This is a genomic window from Yersinia sp. KBS0713 (assembly GCF_005937895.2).
Taxonomy (GTDB): Bacteria; Pseudomonadota; Gammaproteobacteria; order Enterobacterales; family Enterobacteriaceae; genus Yersinia; species Yersinia bercovieri.
In genome coordinates, this window is sequence record NZ_CP042173.1 from 3336432 (window position 1) to 3357880 (window position 21449).

The following is a 21449-nucleotide window of genomic DNA, read 5'->3' on the forward strand; positions in this document are numbered from 1 at the left end:
TCCCCTTAACTTAACTAAATTCAGCCTTTAATAGCTTTGATTACATTAATCATTTCAAGCGCGGTCAGGGCAGCTTCTGCACCTTTATTACCTGCTTTAGTACCCGCACGCTCAATGGCTTGCTCAATACTCTCTGTGGTCAGCACACCGAAAGCCACTGGAATATCACTGTTCATGGCGACATTCGCTAAGCCAGAACTCGCTTCACCAGCAACATACTCAAAGTGCGCCGTGCCCCCACGGATCACGGTACCCAGTCCAATTACCGCATCGTAACGATTGGTTTTTGCTAGTACATTAGCGACCAACGGCAGCTCATAAGCCCCTGGCACCCAAACAACAGTAATATTGTCATCGGATACCTGACCAACCCGCTTCAGGGCATCGATTGCACCTTCCAGCAAGCTGTTGTTGATAAAGTTGTTAAAACGCGCAATTGCAATCGCCACGCGGGCATTAGGAGTAGCAACAACACCTTCGATAACGTTCATAGCTTTCCTCAATATGGGTTCATACCCCGCAGGGGGGCGGATTCTATCATATTCTTTCACGCCCCGCCCCTGCGCATTTGCAAAACGCGGGCAAGTCGGTGATTAGCAGAGGGAATCACTGCCAGATAAATTAATTAATACTTCGGTTTCAAGCGCAAGCGGAGATCTGGCCCCACCGGTCGTACATCACTGAATACAAACTCGGGCGCTTGCAACAAACTTGTTAATCCAGCCAGTTCGCATAATCCACGGGCATCACTGCCTAATAGTTTTGGCGCGATATACAAAATTAACTCATCAACTACGCCGGCCTGTAGCAGTGCGCCTGCCAGCTGTGGCCCCGCCTCAACCCAAACTGAGTTAATCTGCCGCTTGCCCAGTTGCATCATCAACAACACTAAATCCACACCATTGCCATGACGAGGTAGCAAGAGTTGCTCTACATTCGCCGGCCACAGCTGCTCATCAGCCTCAACACGGGCCAACCAGCATGGGCCATCTTGCTGTATCACTTTATGTTGTGGCGTCACGCGGTTATGGCTATCAAGTATAATTCGGATCGGCTGGCGCAACCTGGCTTGCGGATACCAGCCCTGAGTTTCGCTATCTAACTCATCCCAGCGCACAGTGAGTGAAGGATCATCCGCCAAGACAGTGGCACTGGTACTTAGAATCGCCGCACTTTCAGCCCGAAAACGCTGCACATCTTGCCGCGCCTGCGGCGAGGTAATCCACTGACTTTCCCCCGACGCCATCGCGGTTCGCCCATCCAGGGATGCGGCCATTTTTAATTGCAGATAGGGGAACCCCGTGCGCATTCGTTTTAGGAAACCAAGATTAACCGCCTCAGCCTCCGCCAACATTAAGCCATGATCGACGGCGATACCCGCTTGCTTCAATTTATATAACCCGCGCCCAGCAACCTGCGGATTGGGGTCTTGCATGGCCGCGACAACTCGAATGACCCCCGCAGCAATCAAGGCATCAGCACAGGGCGGTGTACGTCCATGGTGGCTACATGGCTCGAGGGTGACATAGGCGGTGGCACCGCGCGCTTTCTCACCGGCCATGCGCAAAGCATGCACTTCAGCATGTGGCTCTCCGGCTCGCAAGTGATAGCCCTCACCGACAATCTCACCATCGCGAACCAGCACACAGCCGACATTAGGGTTAGGTGGCGTGGTAAAGCGCCCCATTCGCGCCAATTCGAAGGCGCGCGCCATATATAATTCATCGGGCTGCATGGCTTTCCTTATTGTTGATGTAGGGCAGCTTTAGCTTACTGTGAATACGCTGCAATGAAAGAGAGGGGTAACGCGCTGATTAATCCTGCAAACGGGCAATTTCTTCGCCGAACTCGCGGATATCTTCAAAGCTGCGATAGACCGAGGCAAAGCGGATATAAGCCACTTTATCCAGGCGTTTCAGCGCCTCCATCACCAGATTACCGACCATTTTGGTGGGTACTTCACGTTCACCCGTGGCGCGTAACTGGGATTTGATATGACTTATCGCGGTTTCAACGTCATCAGAGCTAACCGGCCGCTTTTCTAATGCTTTCAGCATACCACGGCGCAATTTATCTTCATTAAAGGGTTCACGTACATCATCACTTTTAATCACGCGCGGCAGTACCAACTCCGCGACTTCAAACGTGGTAAAACGCTCATTACAATCTAAACACTGGCGGCGACGGCGCACTTGCGAACCATCGCTCACCAGACGGGAGTCAATGACTTTAGTATCCACAGCGGCACAAAACGGGCAATGCATAGCGCTTCCTGATAAGTGAACTTAAACTTAGCAGCAGTTTACCGCGAACTGCCGCGACAACAAAGGCCAGAAGCGGCAGTTTATCTTGATCAACTATGACGAAAGCTTCGGTTCATCGGATTTAGACTCAAAGGGCTTCAACCATTCTTTTTGCAGTTCTAACCAAACTTTACGATCTGGAGATAACACATTGAGAGGGTCAAAAGGATATTGGGCTGGAGTGCCCTTAATTAATATCTGAGTAACTAATCCGTAGAGCCACTTTGCTGTCATCAGATCTTCATAGCCTGGTTTATGACTTAAATCAGTTATTAGCTCCTTCAAATTTATTATGCTTCCCACGAATTGCATTTTTTCACTTTCTCTTTTTTTAAATAAGTCAGGAAATAGAAAAGAAGCAATAACATTAACAACCCGAGTCCAGATATTGTTTTCTTTATAGGATAAGTTTTCTAGCATAGCGCTTATCATTTTCGCTGCATCACGAACACCCTCGCTTTTAATAGATTCTAAATCATTATGGAATTTTGGCAGTTCTTCCATATTCAAATACATATCTTTGATATAACGTTCCTTCAGTTTTTTCAACTGTACAACATGCTCATTAAGCTCAGTTAAACAACTCGAGTTTATATCTTTATTCTTCAAAAAATCATGTTCCATTTTTATTTTATCTGAACCTGAGAATATTTTACGTTCAAATACTACACTACTAACTTCGACTAAACCGCGGGATATACTATATCGATGTTCTAACTCTCTTAAATTGTTATTGATACATTCTATTTCTTCTTTTACTTCTTTCTTTTCTTGTAACTCTTTATTTATCTTTCCATCATGATCCTTTCTATCATTCTGTTTTTTTATTTGACTATCTTTGCATCTAACTTCTTCATTAACTTTATATAAAGGTGTAATTTCCACGACATCTTTTTGGTCAACGAATTGATACCGTCCCTTGTCATTATTTTCCAATATATAATTTTTATTAAGTTGCGAATCTTGTTCTTTTTTTATATTTGAAATGAACATATTACATCTGTTTGTACCTTTACTTTTCTCTAGATACTCATTTAAATTATTTATAACATCTTTCAGTGCCGTTGCATTTGTATTTATTTTTATTAGATTACTTATTTTTGAATTTGCATCATATTTTATCCCAGCGAAAGCTGTCACTATGTCTAGCTTTATTTTTTCCAGCGTAATGTCATAGCTATCAACATTATCATTTTGTTCACCATTAACAATTACAACTTGAGTATTACTCATAAGATTTGAAATAGATACCATTACTACCCCCTTAAACTTCAATGTAAATATTAATATATAAAACACTCATATTACCCCCTAAACAATCGGTTAAAATTGAGTGATTAGATATTAAATAAAGGGATATTCTCATAAAAAAAACAACTTAATAACTTACTATCCTTATTACTTTCATATGGTAAATTAAAATAAAAAATACATTCACACAGAAAATAATTAAAAAATCTATTTTAATAAAAATAATAAAAGGAAATTATGTAAGATAATGGATAATCATTTTTACTGCGGGGAAATGACAGAAAAATCGCTAATACACAAAAAAAAACCTGACACCGATGTTACCAGTATCAGGGTTTTAGTCTTGTATTCTACCGCTTACAAGCTATTACGGCAGGATTGAAGGCTGATCAGCACCCTCTTTCTCAACTTTTTGCTGCAACATATGCTCACGTTTCATACCTAGTTTCAACGCCAGCGCGGACGCAACGTAGATGGATGAAACTGTACCGATGGACACACCGATCAGCATCGTCAGTGAGAAGCCTTGCAGCATCGCACCACCGAAGATAAACAGCATCAATACCACCATCAGCGTAGTCCCAGAAGTCATAAGGGTACGGCTTAGGGTTTGGGTCAAAGACACGTTCATGATTTCGTAAGGTGTGCCGCGACGAATTTTGCGGAAGTTTTCACGAATACGGTCAGAGACCACAATGCTGTCGTTAAGTGAGTAACCAATAACTGACATCAATGAAGCGACGATAGTTAGGTCAATCTCGATATGGAATAACGACAAGATCCCCATGGTAATAATCACGTCATGGGCCAGAGCGATAACCGCCCCTAGCGCCAAACGCCATTCAAAACGGAAACCGACATAAACCAGAATACACAGCAACGCCACTAATAACGCCATACCACCGGCCTGGGCTAAATCACTCCCCACACTTGGGCCGACGAATTCGATACGTTTTACCGATGCATTCTTATCAACTGACTCATTGATAACGGATATGACTTTGTTACCCAGCTCCTGCCCGGCAGTCCCGGTTGCAGGTGGCATACGTACCATCACATCACGAGTGCTACCAAAGTTTTGCAGAATTGGCGACTCAAAACCCGCCTTTTCTAGTGTGTCGCGCAGTTGGTCCAGATCAGCAGGTTTTTCCAGGTTAATTTCAATCACCGTACCACCAGTGAAATCAAGACCCCAGTTGAACCCTTTGGTGGACATCACCGCAATCGATGCAACCAACAGCAGCAACGAGATGCCGAAAGCAACGTTATCCCAGCGCATAAAGTCATAGACTCTACGGCCATAGTTCAGTTGTTCAACAGTATAATCCTGTGCCACAACGTACTCCTCAAATAGACAGCTTGTTAATGCGCTTGCCGCCGTAAAGCAGGTTGACGATGGCACGAGTACCGACTATTGCGGTGAACATTGACGTGATAACACCAATGGCCGTTGTAATAGCAAAGCCTTTAATCGAACCAGTACCTACAGCGTAAAGAATAATTGCTGTGATAAGCGTCGTTACGTTCGCATCAACGATACTTGAGAAGGCACCTTTGTACCCTTCATGAATCGCTTGCTGGATCGTCCGCCCGTTTCGGTACTCTTCTTTTATTCGCTCGTTAATCAGTACGTTAGCATCAACTGCTACCGCCAGCGTCAATACGATCCCGGCAATACCCGGCATGGTTAATGTCGCCCCCGGCAGCAGGGACATCACACCCACGATCAACACCAAGTTAGCCAACAGTGCCGTACTGGCAATCACACCAAATTTACGGTAGTAGATCACCATAAATAGAATAGAGACCGCCAAGCCCCACAAGCAGGCTTCCAGACCTTGGGTGATGTTTTGTGAACCCAACGTTGGCCCGATAGTCCGCTCTTCCACGATTTGGATTGGGGCAATCAACGCACCCGCACGCAGTAATAGGGAGAGCTGACGAGCTTCAGCCGGATTATCAATGCCAGTAATGCGGAAACTGTTACCTAGGCGCGATTGAATGGTCGCAACGTTGATAACTTCTTCCTGCTTAACCAGAATCGCGCGGCCATTAGCATCTTTTTTACCGCTGTCTTTATATTCTACGAATAAAGTCGCCATCGGCTTGCCGATATTGTCTTTGGTAAAATTAGACATCAAAGAACCACCGGCACTGTCGAGCGAAATATTAACCTGAGCCTGGTTATATTCGTCGGTGCTGGAGGTTGAATCGGTAATATGGTCACCGGTCAGGATCACGCGTTTGTACAAGACAACCGGGCGGCCTTCACGGGTATTTTTGACCTCTGAATCGCCCGGCACACGGCCGGTGGCGGCCACAGAGGCATCAACATTGCTGTTTACCAGACGGAATTCCAGCGTTGCCGTCGCACCAAGAATCTCTTTGGCACGTGCAGTGTCTTGGATACCCGGTAACTCAACCACAATACGATCTGAACCCTGGCGCTGAACCAACGGCTCGGCTACACCTAGTTGGTTAACCCGGTTACGCAGGATCGTAATGTTTTGCTGAACCGCATATTCGCGCGCTTCTCGCAGACGGTCATCGGTCATCACAGCTTTTAACGTATTGCTGCCATTAGAACCAATCACCAGATCTCGGTGGCGAGAAGAGAGGTAGCTGATAGCGTCATCGCGGGTTTTATCGTCGCGAAAACGCACTTCAACACCATAGTTATCGAGTTTACGCACTGTCGCATACGGGATATTTTTCTCACGCAGATCAGTGCGCAGGGTATCCATCGTTTGCTCTTGCAGTTTGCCAAGCGCAGTGTCCATGTCCACTTCCATCAGGAAGTGCACACCACCACGCAGGTCAAGACCCAGCTTCATCGGCTCAGCACCCAGCCTGGCAAGCCAGGAAGGCGTTGCCGGCGCCAGGTTTAGCGCGATAACGTATTTATCCCCCATCGCAGCAACAAGCGCCTCACGGGCACGCAGCTGGACGTCAGGATCTTTAAAGCGAGCCAGGATTGTACCATTTTCCAGTGCAATAGACTTGCTCGCTATGTTCTCTTTTTCTAAAACGTCACGGACTTGGACCAGCGTTGTTTCACTGGCGGCGATTCCTCGCGCACCAGTGATTTGAACAGCCGGATCCTCACCATAAAGGTTGGGAAGTGCATATAGCAGACCGACGAAGATCACGACGATCAGCATCAGATACTTCCACAAAGGATAACGGTTTAACACGGCAATTCCCTTCGGGAAAATCAAAAATTACAGAGCCTTCATTGTACCTTTCGGTAAAACGGCAGCAACGAAGTCACGTTTGATCATCACTTCAGTGGTGTCGTTCAGTGCGATGACAATATAACCTGTTTCCGCAACCTTAGTCACACGACCGAGTAAACCACCAGTGGTCAATACTTCATCACCCTTGCCGATAGAATCCATCAGTTTTTTGTGTTCTTTGGCACGTTTTTGCTGTGGACGCAGGATCATGAAGTAAAAAATCAGACCAAATACCACCAGCATAATCACCAGGGAGTACGGGCTGCTCTGAGCCGGAGCCCCAGCGGATGCGACAGCATCGGAAATGAAAAGACTCATTAAAATTCCCTCATTGTTATCAATATCAGTAGTGTGAAATCAGTGCGATAAAATCAGTAACGGTTAATCGTAACTGTTCAATCTATAAAATACCCGCCATCTTTCAAACCGCAGATGTTTTAGCTACTTTCGTTTGCTACCTTCCTGCGCTCGAACTCTTTTGGGTATGTAAAGATGGTAATTTTAGAATCAAACGTTTAATGGTGGAACAGGTTTCCCTATCCGACCATAGAAATCTTCGACGAAGCTCTCTAATTTACCCTCTTCAATAGCCTGACGTAAACCCGCCATTAAGCGCTGGTAATAACGTAGGTTATGAATCGTGTTCAGGCGCGCACCCAGTATTTCGTTGCAACGGTCAAGATGATGCAAGTAGGCGCGGCTATAATTGCGACAAGTGTAGCAATCACAGTGTTCATCTAGCGTTGCAGTATCACTCTTATGCTTGGCGTTACGGATTTTTACCACACCGTCAGTCACGAACAGATGACCATTACGCGCATTACGCGTTGGCATCACACAGTCAAACATGTCGATACCGCGACGTACGCCTTCAACCAGATCCTCTGGTTTCCCCACGCCCATCAGGTAACGTGGTTTATCCGCAGGGATCTGCGGGCAGACATGCTCTAAAATGCGATGCATATCCTCTTTTGGCTCACCTACCGCCAAGCCGCCCACAGCGTAACCATCAAAACCGATATCTACCAGCCCTTTTACCGACACATCACGTAAATCTTCGTAAACACCCCCCTGAATAATACCAAACAGTGCATTTTTATTGTTCAGTTCATCAAAGCGTTGGCGACTACGAGCAGCCCAACGTAAGGACATCTCCATTGAGCGCTTGGCATAATCCCAGTCCGCGGGATAGGGAGTACACTCGTCGAAAATCATCACGATATCGGAGCCGAGATCGTTCTGAATTTCCATCGATTTTTCTGGGCTGAGGAACACTTTATCGCCGTTGATTGGGTTTTGGAACGTCACCCCTTCTTCTTTGATTTTGCGCATCGCGCCAAGGCTGAACACCTGAAAACCACCTGAGTCGGTTAGAATCGGGCCGTGCCACTGCATGAAATCATGTAAATCGCCATGCAGTTTCATGATTTCCTGACCCGGGCGCAGCCAGAGGTGGAAAGTGTTACCCAGTAAGATCTGCGCACCACTCTCTTTGACCTCTTCCGGTGTCATCCCTTTTACTGTGCCATAGGTGCCAACTGGCATAAATGCAGGAGTCTCTACTACACCGCGTTCAAATATTAGGCGACCACGACGTGCGCGACCGTCAGTTTTCTGTAATTCGTACTTCACATAACCTCCAGCATCAGAGATACAGTCTGATGCGTGATTAAAAGGAGCGCATCATAACAACTGTCTAGCCCGCTACACAAGCCAGCCAGCTTAAGTAGCACTTATCGTTATATGCGTTATTTTGCAATTTTGTGTCATGTCTTTGGCACAAATCTGACACACCCACTTCCACATCCCATCTCTATCCAGCAATTATATACTTCTATCTCACCAAAGATGATCAACTGCCGCTCAGGTGCTAAACTCCACACCATTAAAAATTACGGATCTTTATGAATTCTATGGGAACGCCACTCTGCATTGATCTTGATGGCACATTAGTTAGAACTGATACGCTCGTTGAGTCATTCTTTCTACTGATTAAGAAAAATCCATTCTATGCATTCCTGTGCGTGTTGTGGCTGCTTCGTGGCAAAGCTTCGCTTAAAAACGAGATAGCTAAGCGTGTAACAATGAATGCATCATCACTGCCTTATAACGAAAGTTTACTCGCTATGCTTCATAATGAGCATAGAAATGGCAGGGAAATATGGCTGTGTACTGCTGCAAATGAGAAGATTGCGCAATCAGTATCAGACCATCTTGGTATCTTCTCGAAAGTAATTGCGAGTAATGACACTAAAAATGTCTCATCTTCAGTTAAAGCAGATGAAATTTTATCTCATACCGATTCGTTTGATTATGCTGGTAACTCATCTGACGATATTAAGGTGTGGGATAAGTCAATTGGCGCTATTGTTGTTGACCTGCCAAAGAAATTAATGAATAAAGTATCAGTTCCAATTTTGTATCAATTTGATAGTGATAAAAAAACTATAAAAGCATGGCTAAAGGAAATAAGAATTCATCAGTGGGCAAAAAACATACTGATTTTTATTCCAATATTGGCTGCGCATGAGATAAGTAAAACATCACTACTATTAGATGCAATGCTTGCTTTCATTGCATTTGGGTTCTGTGCATCAAGCGTTTATCTACTTAATGACCTCGTAGACTTAGAAGCAGATAGAGAGCATAAAACAAAGAGAAACAGACCACTGGCGTCAGGGGCAATACCATTAATACATGGAATTATTGCTGCTGTTATATTGTTCATATTAGCCATAATAATCACATTATATCTCCCAATCCAGTTCGCCTTTGCATTGGCTTCATATTACGTTATCACTCTGGCATACTCTTTTTCCCTTAAAAGCAAGGTTGTCATTGATGTCGCAACATTGGCAATTTTGTACTCAATGCGCCTTGTCGCAGGGGCGGCAGCAACGGGAATTATGTTGTCAAACTGGCTTATTTCTTTTTCAATGTTTATTTTCTTCAGCTTGGCTATCGTGAAAAGAGTTGTCGAACTTAAATCATCTGAGTCTAATGCTAAGATAAAAGGTCGTGGATATTATCCAGCCGACATGCCTCTATTATTAGCGTCGGGGATATCTTCAGGGTACATCTCAATCCTTGTCTTTGTTCTATATATAGATAGCTCAGCAGGCTTGCAGAACTACAACAACCCTGATGTTTTATATTTCATAGCGCCAATTCTTTTCGTTTGGCTTACCCGCGTGTGGTTGCTTACGTGGCGCGGTGACATGCATGATGATCCTGTAGCATTTGCAATAAAAGACAGGACTAGTCAATTAATGGGGTTCGTAATGGCAGTATTAATGATTTTAGCTGCGGGGGTTTAATGATTCAGTTTGGATATGTTTGCCTATTCTTCAGTGCGTTGTGTAGCGCCATCGCCAGCATTCTGCTGAAGTATCCAGATAGGCTTGGGATATTGGCTATTTCTACAAACCCCATACTGATAAAACTACCCGCCATAATTTTTTATGGCGCTGGATTTGTTCTTTACAGTCTTGGATTGAAAGATATCGATGTTTCAAAGGCATATCCTGTGATGGTTTCATTTGCCATTTTACAGGTATTAGCGTTTGGTTTGTTTTTCGGTGAATCAATAACGATAAAAATGATTATTGGCACCGCATTTGTGATTGTTGGAATACTATTAATAAGTGCTAAATAGGATGGCGTACATGATTAGGTCAATTGGTTTGAAAATATTATTCTTTGTTGCATCATTTTTCGCTTTATATCACGTTGCAACAGATCCAACTCCACCAATTCGGGGTGATGGCAGAGAATATATTTTGATGAGCCAGTCACTACTAAATCACGGCACATCAAACCTAGAGCAGCAAGATGCTAGAGATGTTGTAGATTCATTCAAGTCAAAATCACAGTCATTTAATGACCCGGTATTGAACTGTGATGCGCACAATGATTGTGGTGTTTCTATCTTTATCGAACGCGCCTACTTTCCAAATAATAACGGTAAATTATTTTCATACCACTTCTCATTCTATCCTCTAGTAAATGTCCCAGCGCTAATTATTACTAAGTTAATTTCAGAATCACCAACAACTGCGTTTTATTTAACAAACACTTTATTCTTTATAATAGCCATTTATTTTGTACTCTTTTTCATTAAAGAGAGGTTGCTATATAAAACTATTATAATCTTCCTTTTTGCATCTCAGACAACAATATCTTATCTAAAATGGCCGCATCCAGAAGCAATAACCATTTCAATGATTGTGATTGCATTGTGTGTGTTTAAGAGGAAAATGTTTTATGCGTCTTCTCTTATCTTTGCATTTGCCTCGCTTCAATATCAGCCGCTTGGGATAATAGCTGCATTACTATTTTTGTATGCCTTTATATCAGGACTCAAACAGCTAGATATTCGCTCAATTAAAGGGCTTATAGAAAACAAAAAATTCGCAGTTAAAACTGTAATTTATGCCTTAATTTCTGGATTTGTCGTTTTAACTCCATCTCTATTCTATTTGTATAATTTCTCATCGCCAAACCTCATAGCATCTATCGGTGGAGCGAGATCTGAACTAGTGTCATTTTCAAGATTTATTTCAATGTATTATGATTTAAATCAGGGGGCCATACTTCTCTATCCTATAGTATTAATTTTTTCACCAATCATCCTTATAATATCAATAATAAAAATAAAAGAAGAACATTCAAGAAATATCATTATTTTTACGCTTATTTCAGTAATTTCTGCAATACCTTGTTTGACAACAGTAAATTGGAATTCAGGCGCTGAAAACGTGATGAGGTATGCGTTTTGGGTTTCATCCCCTCTGATATTTTCTTTCACAGAATTTGTCTTCAACATAAAAAGTAAGATCACAAAATCTGTAGTATTGATAATTACGTTCGCGAGTCAGATTACGTTCATTACGATGCAAAATAACGGTAAGTTTTTTTCCATAAATCACGTCTCTCCGTCCTATGTTGGTCTTGCATTCTATAATCATTATCCTTCACTGTATAACCCAGAAGCTGAGATATACGTTGAAAGATCGCTGAATACAGAGCTTTCACTTGTTGGTGTGCTGAATGGTAATAGCTATCCGGGATATGTAAAAAGAGGCAATCTGAGAAAATTAATAGCGCCAGCGAATATGGATCTGGCTCTATTAAATCCATGCCCCTCCGTGACACCTTCAATTACTGACACATCTGATGGCTATGTTTACTATAACTACCCATTAGGATGCAAAGTGGCAGATGAGACAAAGACTGCCGTAGTAATGTTCTCACCTAAATAATTAAACAGGAGCCATAACAGGAGATAGTTGACGCCATGTCACACCGCCTAAAGCGCCTTCACACATAAGGGTGATTGAACTTGAACCCGGCATGGATAGGCTGGCTGCCGTTAATCTCAGATTACCGCTATTAGATAGTGTTATTGCCACATTGGTAGTTAACGTCACCCTGTGTCCATGGTATGTTCCATTAATATTAGATATGGTTGCTGTACCAGTGATAAAGAATGCTTCTTGGCTGGGGCTAATTGTTATTGTGGGAGCTGCGGCTACAGAGAAACGTGGATTTGTCTCCGCAACGTTAACCGAGCAGGCGTTGAAAGAGTTCTTACCTATAACATGTAAAGAGCCATTAGCTTGTATGCCATTTAATACATTAGTAATAGTGCAGTCATCAATAATAACTTGACCTGAGGTAGCTACAGTACGGATACCATTGATAGTAACGGTTGGCCCTCTACCTGTAACGGTGGTTGATATAACAGTGCCACTCCCTACTACAAACGCTACGCCGTTAAGAGTGCAGTCTCGAGCACCAAAGTTAACTAGATGCACTTTATCGTTGTTATTAGCTAAGTTGATATAACATCCGTGCTCGAAGTGAACCGCATGATTTGAATCCATCAGTATGTCATTACAGGATTGAATATCATAACCAGTAGTGCCTAATACATAAGGTGCATCTGCTTGGCTCAACCCCTCTATACTGTTACCTACGACTGTTGCTGTAGGAACCAATTCCAGTCGCATACCGCCAGAAAAGCCAAAACTAAAGTTATTAGTTAACTTAGGCCATGAACTATTCTTAATGAGATATGCAGCACCGGCCCTATAATTCTGATTGGTGGCATCAAACGCTGTTACAGGATTTAACGAGTTAATTGTACCAAAGGGCCAACCATGGCAATTACTAATACGTGAAATGTCAAAACTATTAACTATCTCAATACCTGCAATACCATCAAACTTGACATTATCAATGGTATGCCGGCCCACGCCGAAGCTAGTAAGAATCTTGGCAAATCCTACAATCAACATGTCCTTAACTGTAATATCATCACGAAGAACTGTGATGGCTGTCCCGGCATACGAAGCAGCGTTAGGCTCTGGCCCTACCATAGTAGAACGGTGGATGATTAGGTTTTGTAATAAGCTGCCACCCTCCATTTTGATTGTAGCTGCAGGTGAAAGCTTAATGCGACTACCGCTAGTAATGAAATTACTCACCACTGTTCCTACTACAGGAGGAGCACCGTTAATCTGTCCAACCAGCCCTACGCCTGCCGGTAGAGTTACATCACCTGCAATCAATAGCGCCGAATTACTAGGGATAAGAAGATTGCCGCCTTTAGTGATGGGAGATCTAGCAGCTAAGGAATTAAGAGCCGCCTGTAAACCTGCTGTGTCATCTGTAACTCCATCACCAACACAGAAATCTAATACGCTAATAACTTCTTGATTCTTATTATGCTGGGTTCTTGAGATAGACCCCGTTAAAGGCTGTTTAACGCCGACAAGCTCATCACCCTTCCCATCCTCATAACTACCCAACATATCTACCGTCACAGCCCCACCCTGAGAGTCAAGGTATTGTCGGAACTGATCTGGGTCGTACTTCAAAACATTAGGGAAATAGAATTGCTGAACATTAAGCGCGTCGTAAACGGCCAGTGAATGGCCCTGAACAGTCACAAACTTAGCTATTTGACCATTGTATACAGGGAAGCCACCGGCGTTTATAAGAAGGGGTTGTTCTACAGGAACAAGGCTTCCGTCTTCATTTTCAAGATAAACTTGAATCTGGTTTGATGGGATAGTTGGATCGGTGTCGATAAGCCCGATATAAATTCGACCGCCAAATACTGCGGCAAATTTGCGCGGCATGGTGAACAACTGAGATGGCATTGAGACGACAACATTAGGTATGATGTCAGGCATTTGGTTTACTCCAGGCGTGCGTAATCCCCACAGTGGTTAAACTGCGTGGCTCGGATTTCAGGTAATAAAAAACCCGCCGAAGCGGGTGTGTCTATTCGTTTATACCGCTAAGAGTTGCCACAATTCCAGCCCTTAACATTCTCTCAAATTCAGTATTTCCAACAGCTTCTTTTATTGCTTTAACGGCTACCTTATTGCTTAAAAAACGCTTTTCGGCTGCTTGTAATGCCGCTTGCGAACCGCCCTGCTTTACCGCTATTGCAGCTTGTTGTATTGCTTTTTCAATCGCAAACCTTCCGCTTCGTGACGTCGCCAGTTTTTCTATTGCCCCCTTAGCCACTGAACCAGCAATGGCACCCACTGCGCCGCCCACAAAGCCACCTCCAGTTGCACCAACAATGGCCCCTGACGTTGAGTTACCTATTGAATTAAGTACGACCTGTGCCGCTTTTGGTAGGCCACGGTCAAGTTGTTCAAGAACGTTTTTAGTTCTCCCGGTATGCTCTACAAATGCTTGTGGTGCTGATGCCGCCTTTGCTAGGTCACCATACGCTTTGGCAATTCTGGAAAGGTCAGGCGAGTATCGACCAATTGCTTTCAAGTTTTGGCCTGATAGCAGGTTGGCAATGTTCTTCATCCCTGCGGCATCTGATTTTCCACCTCTAACCCCGTGAGAAATAGCATCGTCGAGTATCGATGCTACGGCGTTTACTCTCTCGCTAGACGGCAGAGAACCAATCATCTTATGGAAGTCACCAACCCCTGCTTTGCTGGAGTTTTGAAGCGATACGCTCGCCTTCTGGATTAGTGAGTCGCTGGCTAAATCACGCCCGAATACACCCTCAGCCTCTTTCTGTGCGGTGATCCTGGCTTTTGATAGGTCATTAGCTTTAGTCCAGTCGTCAAGAAAGCCACCTTTCTGCGACATAGCTTTCATATCGTCAGTGATTGCGCTCCTTATTTGCCCGGCAACCCTTGCGGCGTTGGCTTCACCACCCCTTATTGCTTTCTGCTCAATATCAGCAAATTTACCTCTCCATGATTTCATCCCATCAAAGGTAACTCCTCGGCCTGAATCTATACCGATAAGCTTCTTCATGTCTGATGTTATATTTGCGCCGCCAGCGCGAATCTCAGATTGAATTGTTGCCCTTGCGTTCGCCATTCGTCCGAATGTATCCGGCATAGTTGAACGAACCTCATCCCAAGCGCTCCTTTCTGCGACCCGCATATCTTCAAGGTTATCTATGATGCGCCGCTTAATTGATGAGCTTTTTTCTGATGCGGTTCCAGCCTCCGCGCCGAAATCAGCCATGCTTTTATTGAAGCGGTCTTTTATCGTGTCGAAAGCTTTCTGGTGGGCAATCTGTACATCACCCGGCGTTGAGGCAAGAGAACCTTCTGCCTGGGTGATCCCTTGGCTTCCTGACCGCATACCGGGAGTCAGGGCATTAATATCAACTCCAGTTACTTTGGCGGCATCTGCTACATCACCAGTGATATTGGATGCCTGCCGCGCTATTTCATCTCTTCCCAATTTGCTTTTGGCTAGCTGTGACACCTCTTCGCTGTTGGTTATCGGCTTTAATATTGCATCTTTAACGGTACCCGCGCCGCCGTTGATTAACTTACCTGCACTAGATAAAACACCATGTAACCCCAAGTTTAACGCTGCATTTTTAGCTGCGTTCTCTGCAAAGTCACCTTTCTGGTTTGCGGTTTCTGCCAGAGAGCCAATTGCCATATTGCCAGCAACTCCAGCGCCGGGAACCAAATAACCTCCGATAGTCTCGCCTATCTGTGCATACTCATCAGTTGGCCTATCAACCGGCCTGTAAACTGGGTCGAGAACATCACCAATCCCGATCGCGCTAGCCCCTGCGTTAATCAGGTTGGCACCGCCTTGTAGGATATCGAATGGAATATTTGCAAGGCCGCGCCCAGCTTGCTCCACGTTATCCATGAATGACGGTGACTGCTGCTGTGCTGATTGTTGCTGAGGCTGGGCGATGTTTCTAGGATATGCAGTATAGAACGCTTGCTTTACCTGCTCCGCTTGTTCTCCCGCTTGAGGGGCGACAACCTCGTTAAAGTATTGCTCCTGCGCGGCGGCCTGCTGATCTGGCGGTAGCTGCTGGTATTGCGGAGATGCGATTACATCTTTCCATGGTTTTGCCATTACTCACCCCATAAAGTGGAGAAGCCACCACCTTGTTGCTCAGGGGTGGGTACGGATTGAGCTTGCTGCATTGGAACGCCAAACGTTTTCTGAGCGTTAGCCAGTTTCCCGCGTAATTGGCCCTCAATTCTATCCAGAGATTTGCTGAACTCTTTTTCACTCATCTTCGGATCAAGTGCACCGACCGCATCAGTCAGCTTTTTCCCTTCAGCATCGGATAAAGCTCCCATGCCTTTCATTGACTGAACCATTGGCAAGAATGTTTGCGCTTTGAAGGTATCCAGTTTTGCCTCAAAGTTTGCGGCGTCACCGCCTGGTCGTGTTGGTAGCATTGATGACATACCAACGGCGCTTTTAAGTCCGGGAGCCTCTTTCAGCTCTTTGATGGTATCCAGTGCTGTATTAAAGGTGTCGTAGGTTTGCTGAGCGGTTTGTTGCTTAGCTAGCTTCGCATCCTCTACTTTTTGTTGATTCGCCACTTGCTGCTGTCGTAAGCCATCAAGTTTCACCTGATTAGTTTCCCGCGAAATCTGGCGATCGAGCGCTTTATCTTGAAGCTCTGCGTGCTTTATGTCTCGGTCGAGAGATGAGTTTTGCGCACTAATATTCTGCCCGCGCAATGTGATGTCCTGCCCACGAGACTGTAACCCCTCGCTAGCCTGATTACTGCGAACTGTTTCCGTCAGCTTATCTCTGTCAATCTGCCGCCCGGCAGCCTTGTCTTGAAGGTCGAAATACTTTTCTGGCCCAAGAGCTGATAGGCCAAGGTGATCGGCGAATTCACCAAACCCTTGCGGATTCTGCTGATACATAGTTGCAACATCGCCTGGATTAATTCCCACACGCGCTAAATCACCTGCGCTAGACTTCAACCACTCGCCCATAGCTTCGGGGCTTTGTGCGGCTAGTCTGGCAGTAGATGCAAGATTTCCTATCGTGTTGCGCTGGTCCTCGTCGATAAAACCCATACCATTACGCACAGCTTCAAATTGATCAGGATATTGAGCTGCTATATTCCTCATTGCCCCTCTGTCACCAGAAGCGTAAGCGCCCGCATAAGCCTGCTGGAATTCTTTCTGACGCTCCTGCTGTTGGCCTTGTTGGTACTGCTGCTTTAAACTAGCTAGACCTTGTAACGACTGGAGTCCAATATTGTTCCCTCCAGAGCGAGTAAATTCGTTATTATCGCGAATCAAAGAAAGCGCGGCGTTAACGTCACTACCTTGGGGGGCATTAGAATTATTTGTACCGATACCAGCAAGCAACCCACCAGAATTACCCTGGTCCCATGTAGCCATTAGAATAACCCCCCAAGTAAACCTAATCCCCCGCCAATTGCTGCCCCCCACGGGCCGCCAATAGCCATGCCTGCCGAAGCACCACCAAGAGCGCCTGTTAACCCAGTCTGCATACTTGACGGCTTGTTAGCATTTGCAGCGGATAGCGATGCCTGTTGCTGATAAATGGAACCCATGTTATTAGCATAGGATTGCCCAGCATTAGCCTGACCCTGCAAAGCTCCAAGCCCAATATTTGCTAAGTTCTGGGCATTATTCATCTGACCACCAAGCCAGTTTTGCCCCAGTTGCGGAGCGATAGTCGCTAGACCATTACTTGTTGCAGTAGACCCAAGTCCACCAGTCGCTTCAGCACCTGCTAGCTGTTGATATCGTGCTTGATCTGCCAGTCCTTTGTATTGGCCTGAGTTGTAATAGCCTTGCAGCGCTGAGTTCTGACCTTCAAGTGTTGAAAGCCCCTGAAGCTGATTAACGTATTGCTGTGCCATTGGCGTAAATGGGGCAAGGTTATTCATCACAGTTTGCCATTGCTGGCGCTGTAAATCAGTTTGCCTATTTATAGCATCAGCCTGTGCTCCAGCTCCGTTATCGCCACCACCACCTTTGCAGTAAACGGCGCGGTCACGAACCTTGCTCATTAGTTGAAAAATTAACATTGAAGAAAATCCTCATATTGGGTTCGCTTAAGCTGGTATAGCGTCACGCCAACCGGCTTGCCGTTACTAATGTATGCATCGTCCAGATGACCGATACGCTCAGCCCCGAGCAGTCTGATAAGCGCTCGTCCATATTTCGTTGAGTCGGGAACCATCGTTACTGAGTTTGTGAAGGGGGAGTTTTCAAGTAACCAGCGGCAAAATAACCTGTGGCCATCAAGGGCGTATTTCCCCCGAAATCCGGGGTCATATATTGCGTGGCACTCAACGACGCTATGCCAGAAAGTTCTAACCTCATGCACGCCTACCAGAAGAAGCCCCTCATATATTCCGAGATACAAAGCATCTGGCTTAATGAGGTATTCACTGCCGTGATCGACAATGTTTCCTGTGATATCTGGGTTATTTAGGAATGCACGAAGCCGCCCCAAGTCGGGGATTGTTCGTAATTCCATGAGGGGTTCTCTAAATTAGTTGATTTGACCGTGAGTGCGCATCGCATCTTCAAGCGCTTTAATGCGCTGTCTAGCGGCAATTAATCCATTAGCCAGCGCTGTAATTTCAGCTTGTGAGTATGTAGTGCCAGTGGGGAATGCAAGGTTGGCGTTGAATGCAGATTTAAGAGCGGTACCGGTAGATGCCATCCATCCGGTTTCACGCGGCCCAATAACTTTAAGCCCCGCCACTTTGTAGGAAACCAATGCATTCACTGAATCGGACGATTGTATTTTGTCAGTCGTTGGAGTGGCTATCGTTCCAACAATTAGCGAACCACCACCGGACTGAATTACTTGATTAACTGCTGCTGACTTAGATAGATAATCACCCTCGATCGTAGTAACTCTTGCATCCAGAGCTGTTACCGCTCCCTCCACAGTCGTTACGCGGGTAGTTAAAGTAGCGACATTCACTTGGATTGACGTTATTGCCGCCTCAGCATCAATCACCCTTACCGTCAGACCGAAAATAGCTAGCGCATTAGCGGTGATCCTTGTTTCGTGGTTTTCCAGTGTGACATTCTGCTGGTCATTCTGCTGCTGTGCATCATAAGCCCCCTGACTTGCCTCATTCGCTTTTCCAGCCACATTACTTAAGTCAGTATTCTGCTGTATGACGTAGAGGAAATATGCCTGAGAAAAGTTTGAAGGAAGGATAGAGGCATCAATGCGGGTGTTAGATATGGTGACCGGGGTGTTTAAGTCTGAGTCTGCCATTATTCTATCCTTACACTACAGTCTGATAGCGTCACTGGAGAGCTTGTTATCACTCTTATCTTGAAACCAATGTTCTTGCGAATTCTACCTACTCGCCGCCACAGGACGCGCTTATCATATTTAAATGGAGCGTTAGCAGATATCAATTGCTCTCGCCCGTAGTTTGACCCGTCTGTTGTTGCTGAGATAAACAACCGCTCTGCAAACTGAGATACACCTGTAGCCGACTCAAGCTCAAAATCGAACACTCTGGCGTTGTCGGCTTTGAACATTGGAGTGTAGAGAAGGTGTTCTGACTGCGCGTTATATTGGCTGGATAGATCAAACTTCAACGACCCTGTAACTGGTTCCAACTTATCACCGACAGTTATCTGATTACCTTCAAATATGAAATCAATACCTCGGTAAACATCATCAGAAAACCCTGTTTTCAGGATGCACCACTGAGGGCCATTCTTGCTTGCTGATGCGTCGTAACACAATACATGGCGCGGAAGATGAACTATTAATAACTCATGAGCATCAAAACGGAGCGCCTCCATAACACCAGTCGATAATTCATCAGCGGTATATTCGCGAAGTATTTTCTCAACCGATGCCGAGGCAATGGCAACCGCCTGACCTGAACTCACCATATAGATTGATGGGGCACCAGTTGCCTGATGACTAACAAATGCTAGGGTATCTGCAAATATTGCTTTGCAATACGTTCCGGCAATCCCCTTTTGAACCATTAGTGACGGTTGAGCAACGTAGATAGCAGACGATGAATCAGTTGATCCGGTAAGTGAAAAATATTCAATCGTTGACGTGCCAAGCATCACTACAAAATCACGCCATACCGCACAGCCTTGGATGCCGTCAGGCTGGGACTCAGCAGCATAGAAAGGACGGAATCGGTCAGGATGTGATTCATCTTCTAAATCTGTGACACCAAAAGTTCCAGTACCATCTTTTACCCAAATATACCGACCTCTCAACCGGCAAATATCACGAACACTCCCAATGTCATATTGGGCAAAGTCCCCGTCAGGCCAGTTGCTGAGTGTTTTGACTGTCTCATCATAACGATAGAGCGTCATCGCACCGTTGGCGGCTACCGCCTGACTTGTTGCACTGAATGCCATACTGACCCGCCCAGAACCAGAGACATTCCCAATTGAAGTATTGCCGCGGTAAATATTATCGCCTAAAACGCGATAGGCGGCGTTTTGTGATGCATTAAATTGAGCATTACGCGATACACCAGCAACATCAGAACGTTTGTCTATGCCGGGGAATGAGCGCAGATAACCAGCAGCATTCAATACTTCTTTTGACGTCGCCAGCATGTTCACCGGCAGTAAGTCAACGTAGTCAGCATTGCGGAAGTCTTTGCCCAGCCCTTTAGCTAGAGGGAGTTGTGTCGTCGGCATTATCTTCTTCCTTGTTATGGAAAAAATGGACGCCTATCCAGTTTGGGTACCGGTTGCCAGAACCAATAGGAACGCGGTTTCGATAGCGTAGTTTTGATGTGCGTTGCTTGAACATCGATTTGATTAATGTTTCCTTGCCAAAGCGCGCCTTTGTTACAAGAGATGGTGAGCCTTCGATCGCGTAGTCAGGAAGGATACGCAGAGCAAGATTTAGGATGACTGCATTCAGCGCGTAGGCAGGCAACCCATGAGGATCTTCCGGTGCAACTTCCACCCCGTCATCACTGAAGATATACCCAACATCGATACCTAGATCAGTAGTGATTAACCACTCTGCCATCATCATCTCTAAGTCAAGCAACCCATCAGCTACGGATTGTGGCTCCACATCAGTTAGCGTTGCATCAGAAGCAATCGTTCCTTTTCGCAACGCGTTATTTACCAGATCACCTTTAGTCGTTAGGTTCATCAGTTGCCGCCTTTTTGCGGGTTTTCTTTGGGGTATCAGGCTCAGGCTCAGGCTCAGGCTCAGGCTCAGCAGATGATTTTAACAACTCATCCGGGTGTGCAACCCATCCAGCATCTAGATACTCACCAACTTCATCAGCGCTGATGATCTCAAAGTCATAACCAATGCCTTTCCATTTTTTAGTGTCGCCATGGCGAAATACCATCTGTGTCATGTTCTACTCCAAATA

At 45.2% G+C, this 21449-nt stretch carries 20 protein-coding genes; 3 read left to right on the plus strand and 17 right to left on the minus strand.

Translation table 11 applies throughout. The features are described from left to right. Positions 1 to 20: 20 nt before the first annotated feature. From ribE to tgt, 8 genes are all read right to left on the minus strand, one after another. Complete coding sequence (gene ribE / locus FFE93_RS15930; protein ID WP_005272766.1) at positions 21 to 491, minus strand: 6,7-dimethyl-8-ribityllumazine synthase; 471 nt, start codon at positions 489 to 491, stop codon at positions 21 to 23. A 134-nt stretch (positions 492 to 625) separates the two neighbouring features. Beyond that, entirely contained in the window at positions 626 to 1735 is a 1110-nt protein-coding gene (gene ribD, locus FFE93_RS15935) for a bifunctional diaminohydroxyphosphoribosylaminopyrimidine deaminase/5-amino-6-(5-phosphoribosylamino)uracil reductase RibD (RefSeq protein WP_138775497.1), read from the minus strand. Positions 1736 to 1814: 79 nt separating this feature from the next. Next, positions 1815 to 2264 (minus strand): transcriptional regulator NrdR, encoded by a 450-nt coding sequence (nrdR, locus tag FFE93_RS15940; RefSeq protein ID WP_004707531.1) that lies wholly within the window; start codon positions 2262 to 2264, stop codon positions 1815 to 1817. A 93-nt stretch (positions 2265 to 2357) separates the two neighbouring features. Beyond that, the gene (locus tag FFE93_RS15945) at positions 2358 to 3557 is read right to left on the minus strand and encodes a hypothetical protein (RefSeq protein ID WP_138775499.1); all 1200 of its coding nucleotides are present in this window, start codon (positions 3555 to 3557) and stop codon (positions 2358 to 2360) included. A gap of 364 nt (positions 3558 to 3921) precedes the next feature. After that, positions 3922 to 4890, minus strand: coding sequence for a protein translocase subunit SecF (gene secF, locus FFE93_RS15950; RefSeq protein ID WP_005272774.1), 969 nt, complete (start codon positions 4888 to 4890; stop codon positions 3922 to 3924). A gap of 10 nt (positions 4891 to 4900) precedes the next feature. After that, entirely contained in the window at positions 4901 to 6748 is a 1848-nt protein-coding gene (gene secD / locus FFE93_RS15955; protein ID WP_138775501.1) for a protein translocase subunit SecD, read from the minus strand. A gap of 27 nt (positions 6749 to 6775) precedes the next feature. Next, the gene (gene yajC / locus FFE93_RS15960) at positions 6776 to 7108 is read right to left on the minus strand and encodes a preprotein translocase subunit YajC (protein ID WP_005166605.1); all 333 of its coding nucleotides are present in this window, start codon (positions 7106 to 7108) and stop codon (positions 6776 to 6778) included. 189 nt (positions 7109 to 7297) lie between these two features. Further along, the gene (gene tgt, locus FFE93_RS15965; protein WP_032897228.1) at positions 7298 to 8422 is read right to left on the minus strand and encodes a tRNA guanosine(34) transglycosylase Tgt; all 1125 of its coding nucleotides are present in this window, start codon (positions 8420 to 8422) and stop codon (positions 7298 to 7300) included. 272 nt (positions 8423 to 8694) lie between these two features. Here tgt and FFE93_RS15970 point away from each other — a divergent pair, with 272 nt between their 5' ends. Genes FFE93_RS15970 through FFE93_RS15980 form a run of 3 tightly spaced genes read left to right on the plus strand, consistent with a single transcriptional unit; the run spans position 8695 to position 12051 of the window. Beyond that, positions 8695 to 10107, plus strand: coding sequence for a UbiA family prenyltransferase (locus FFE93_RS15970; RefSeq protein ID WP_138775503.1), 1413 nt, complete (start codon positions 8695 to 8697; stop codon positions 10105 to 10107). Next, a complete protein-coding gene (locus tag FFE93_RS15975) occupies positions 10107 to 10445 on the plus strand; it encodes a DMT family transporter (protein ID WP_108087946.1) in 339 nt (112 codons plus the stop codon). Before FFE93_RS15970 ends, FFE93_RS15975 begins: the two co-directional genes overlap by 1 nt. Before the next feature lie 10 nt (positions 10446 to 10455). Then, positions 10456 to 12051, plus strand: coding sequence for a hypothetical protein (locus tag FFE93_RS15980; RefSeq protein ID WP_138775505.1), 1596 nt, complete (start codon positions 10456 to 10458; stop codon positions 12049 to 12051). Here FFE93_RS15980 and FFE93_RS15985 read toward each other — a convergent pair whose 3' ends face one another. From FFE93_RS15985 to FFE93_RS16025, 9 genes are all read right to left on the minus strand, one after another. Beyond that, entirely contained in the window at positions 12052 to 13989 is a 1938-nt protein-coding gene (locus FFE93_RS15985) for a phage head-binding domain-containing protein (protein ID WP_138775507.1), read from the minus strand. A 91-nt stretch (positions 13990 to 14080) separates the two neighbouring features. Then, entirely contained in the window at positions 14081 to 16168 is a 2088-nt protein-coding gene (locus FFE93_RS15990; RefSeq protein ID WP_138775509.1) for a DNA transfer protein, read from the minus strand. Continuing rightward, the gene (locus FFE93_RS15995; RefSeq protein WP_138775511.1) at positions 16168 to 17466 is read right to left on the minus strand and encodes a phage DNA ejection protein; all 1299 of its coding nucleotides are present in this window, start codon (positions 17464 to 17466) and stop codon (positions 16168 to 16170) included. The genes FFE93_RS15990 and FFE93_RS15995 overlap by 1 nt, the downstream gene beginning before the upstream one ends. After that, positions 17466 to 18122, minus strand: a complete 657-nt coding sequence (locus tag FFE93_RS16000) for a DNA transfer protein (protein ID WP_138775513.1) — start codon at positions 18120 to 18122, stop codon at positions 17466 to 17468. Before FFE93_RS16000 ends, FFE93_RS15995 begins: the two co-directional genes overlap by 1 nt. Further along, the gene (locus FFE93_RS16005; RefSeq protein WP_138775515.1) at positions 18116 to 18577 is read right to left on the minus strand and encodes a DUF2824 family protein; all 462 of its coding nucleotides are present in this window, start codon (positions 18575 to 18577) and stop codon (positions 18116 to 18118) included. The genes FFE93_RS16000 and FFE93_RS16005 overlap by 7 nt, the downstream gene beginning before the upstream one ends. A 15-nt stretch (positions 18578 to 18592) precedes the next feature. After that, positions 18593 to 19336, minus strand: coding sequence for a phage tail protein (locus FFE93_RS16010; protein WP_138775516.1), 744 nt, complete (start codon positions 19334 to 19336; stop codon positions 18593 to 18595). Next, the gene (locus FFE93_RS16015; RefSeq protein WP_138775518.1) at positions 19336 to 20751 is read right to left on the minus strand and encodes a packaged DNA stabilization protein; all 1416 of its coding nucleotides are present in this window, start codon (positions 20749 to 20751) and stop codon (positions 19336 to 19338) included. The genes FFE93_RS16010 and FFE93_RS16015 overlap by 1 nt, the downstream gene beginning before the upstream one ends. Next, a complete protein-coding gene (locus tag FFE93_RS16020; RefSeq protein WP_138775520.1) occupies positions 20723 to 21220 on the minus strand; it encodes a packaged DNA stabilization gp4 family protein in 498 nt (165 codons plus the stop codon). The genes FFE93_RS16015 and FFE93_RS16020 overlap by 29 nt, the downstream gene beginning before the upstream one ends. After that, the gene (locus FFE93_RS16025) at positions 21204 to 21434 is read right to left on the minus strand and encodes a hypothetical protein (RefSeq protein ID WP_138775522.1); all 231 of its coding nucleotides are present in this window, start codon (positions 21432 to 21434) and stop codon (positions 21204 to 21206) included. The genes FFE93_RS16020 and FFE93_RS16025 overlap by 17 nt, the downstream gene beginning before the upstream one ends. Between the last annotated feature and the right edge of the window lie 15 nt (positions 21435 to 21449).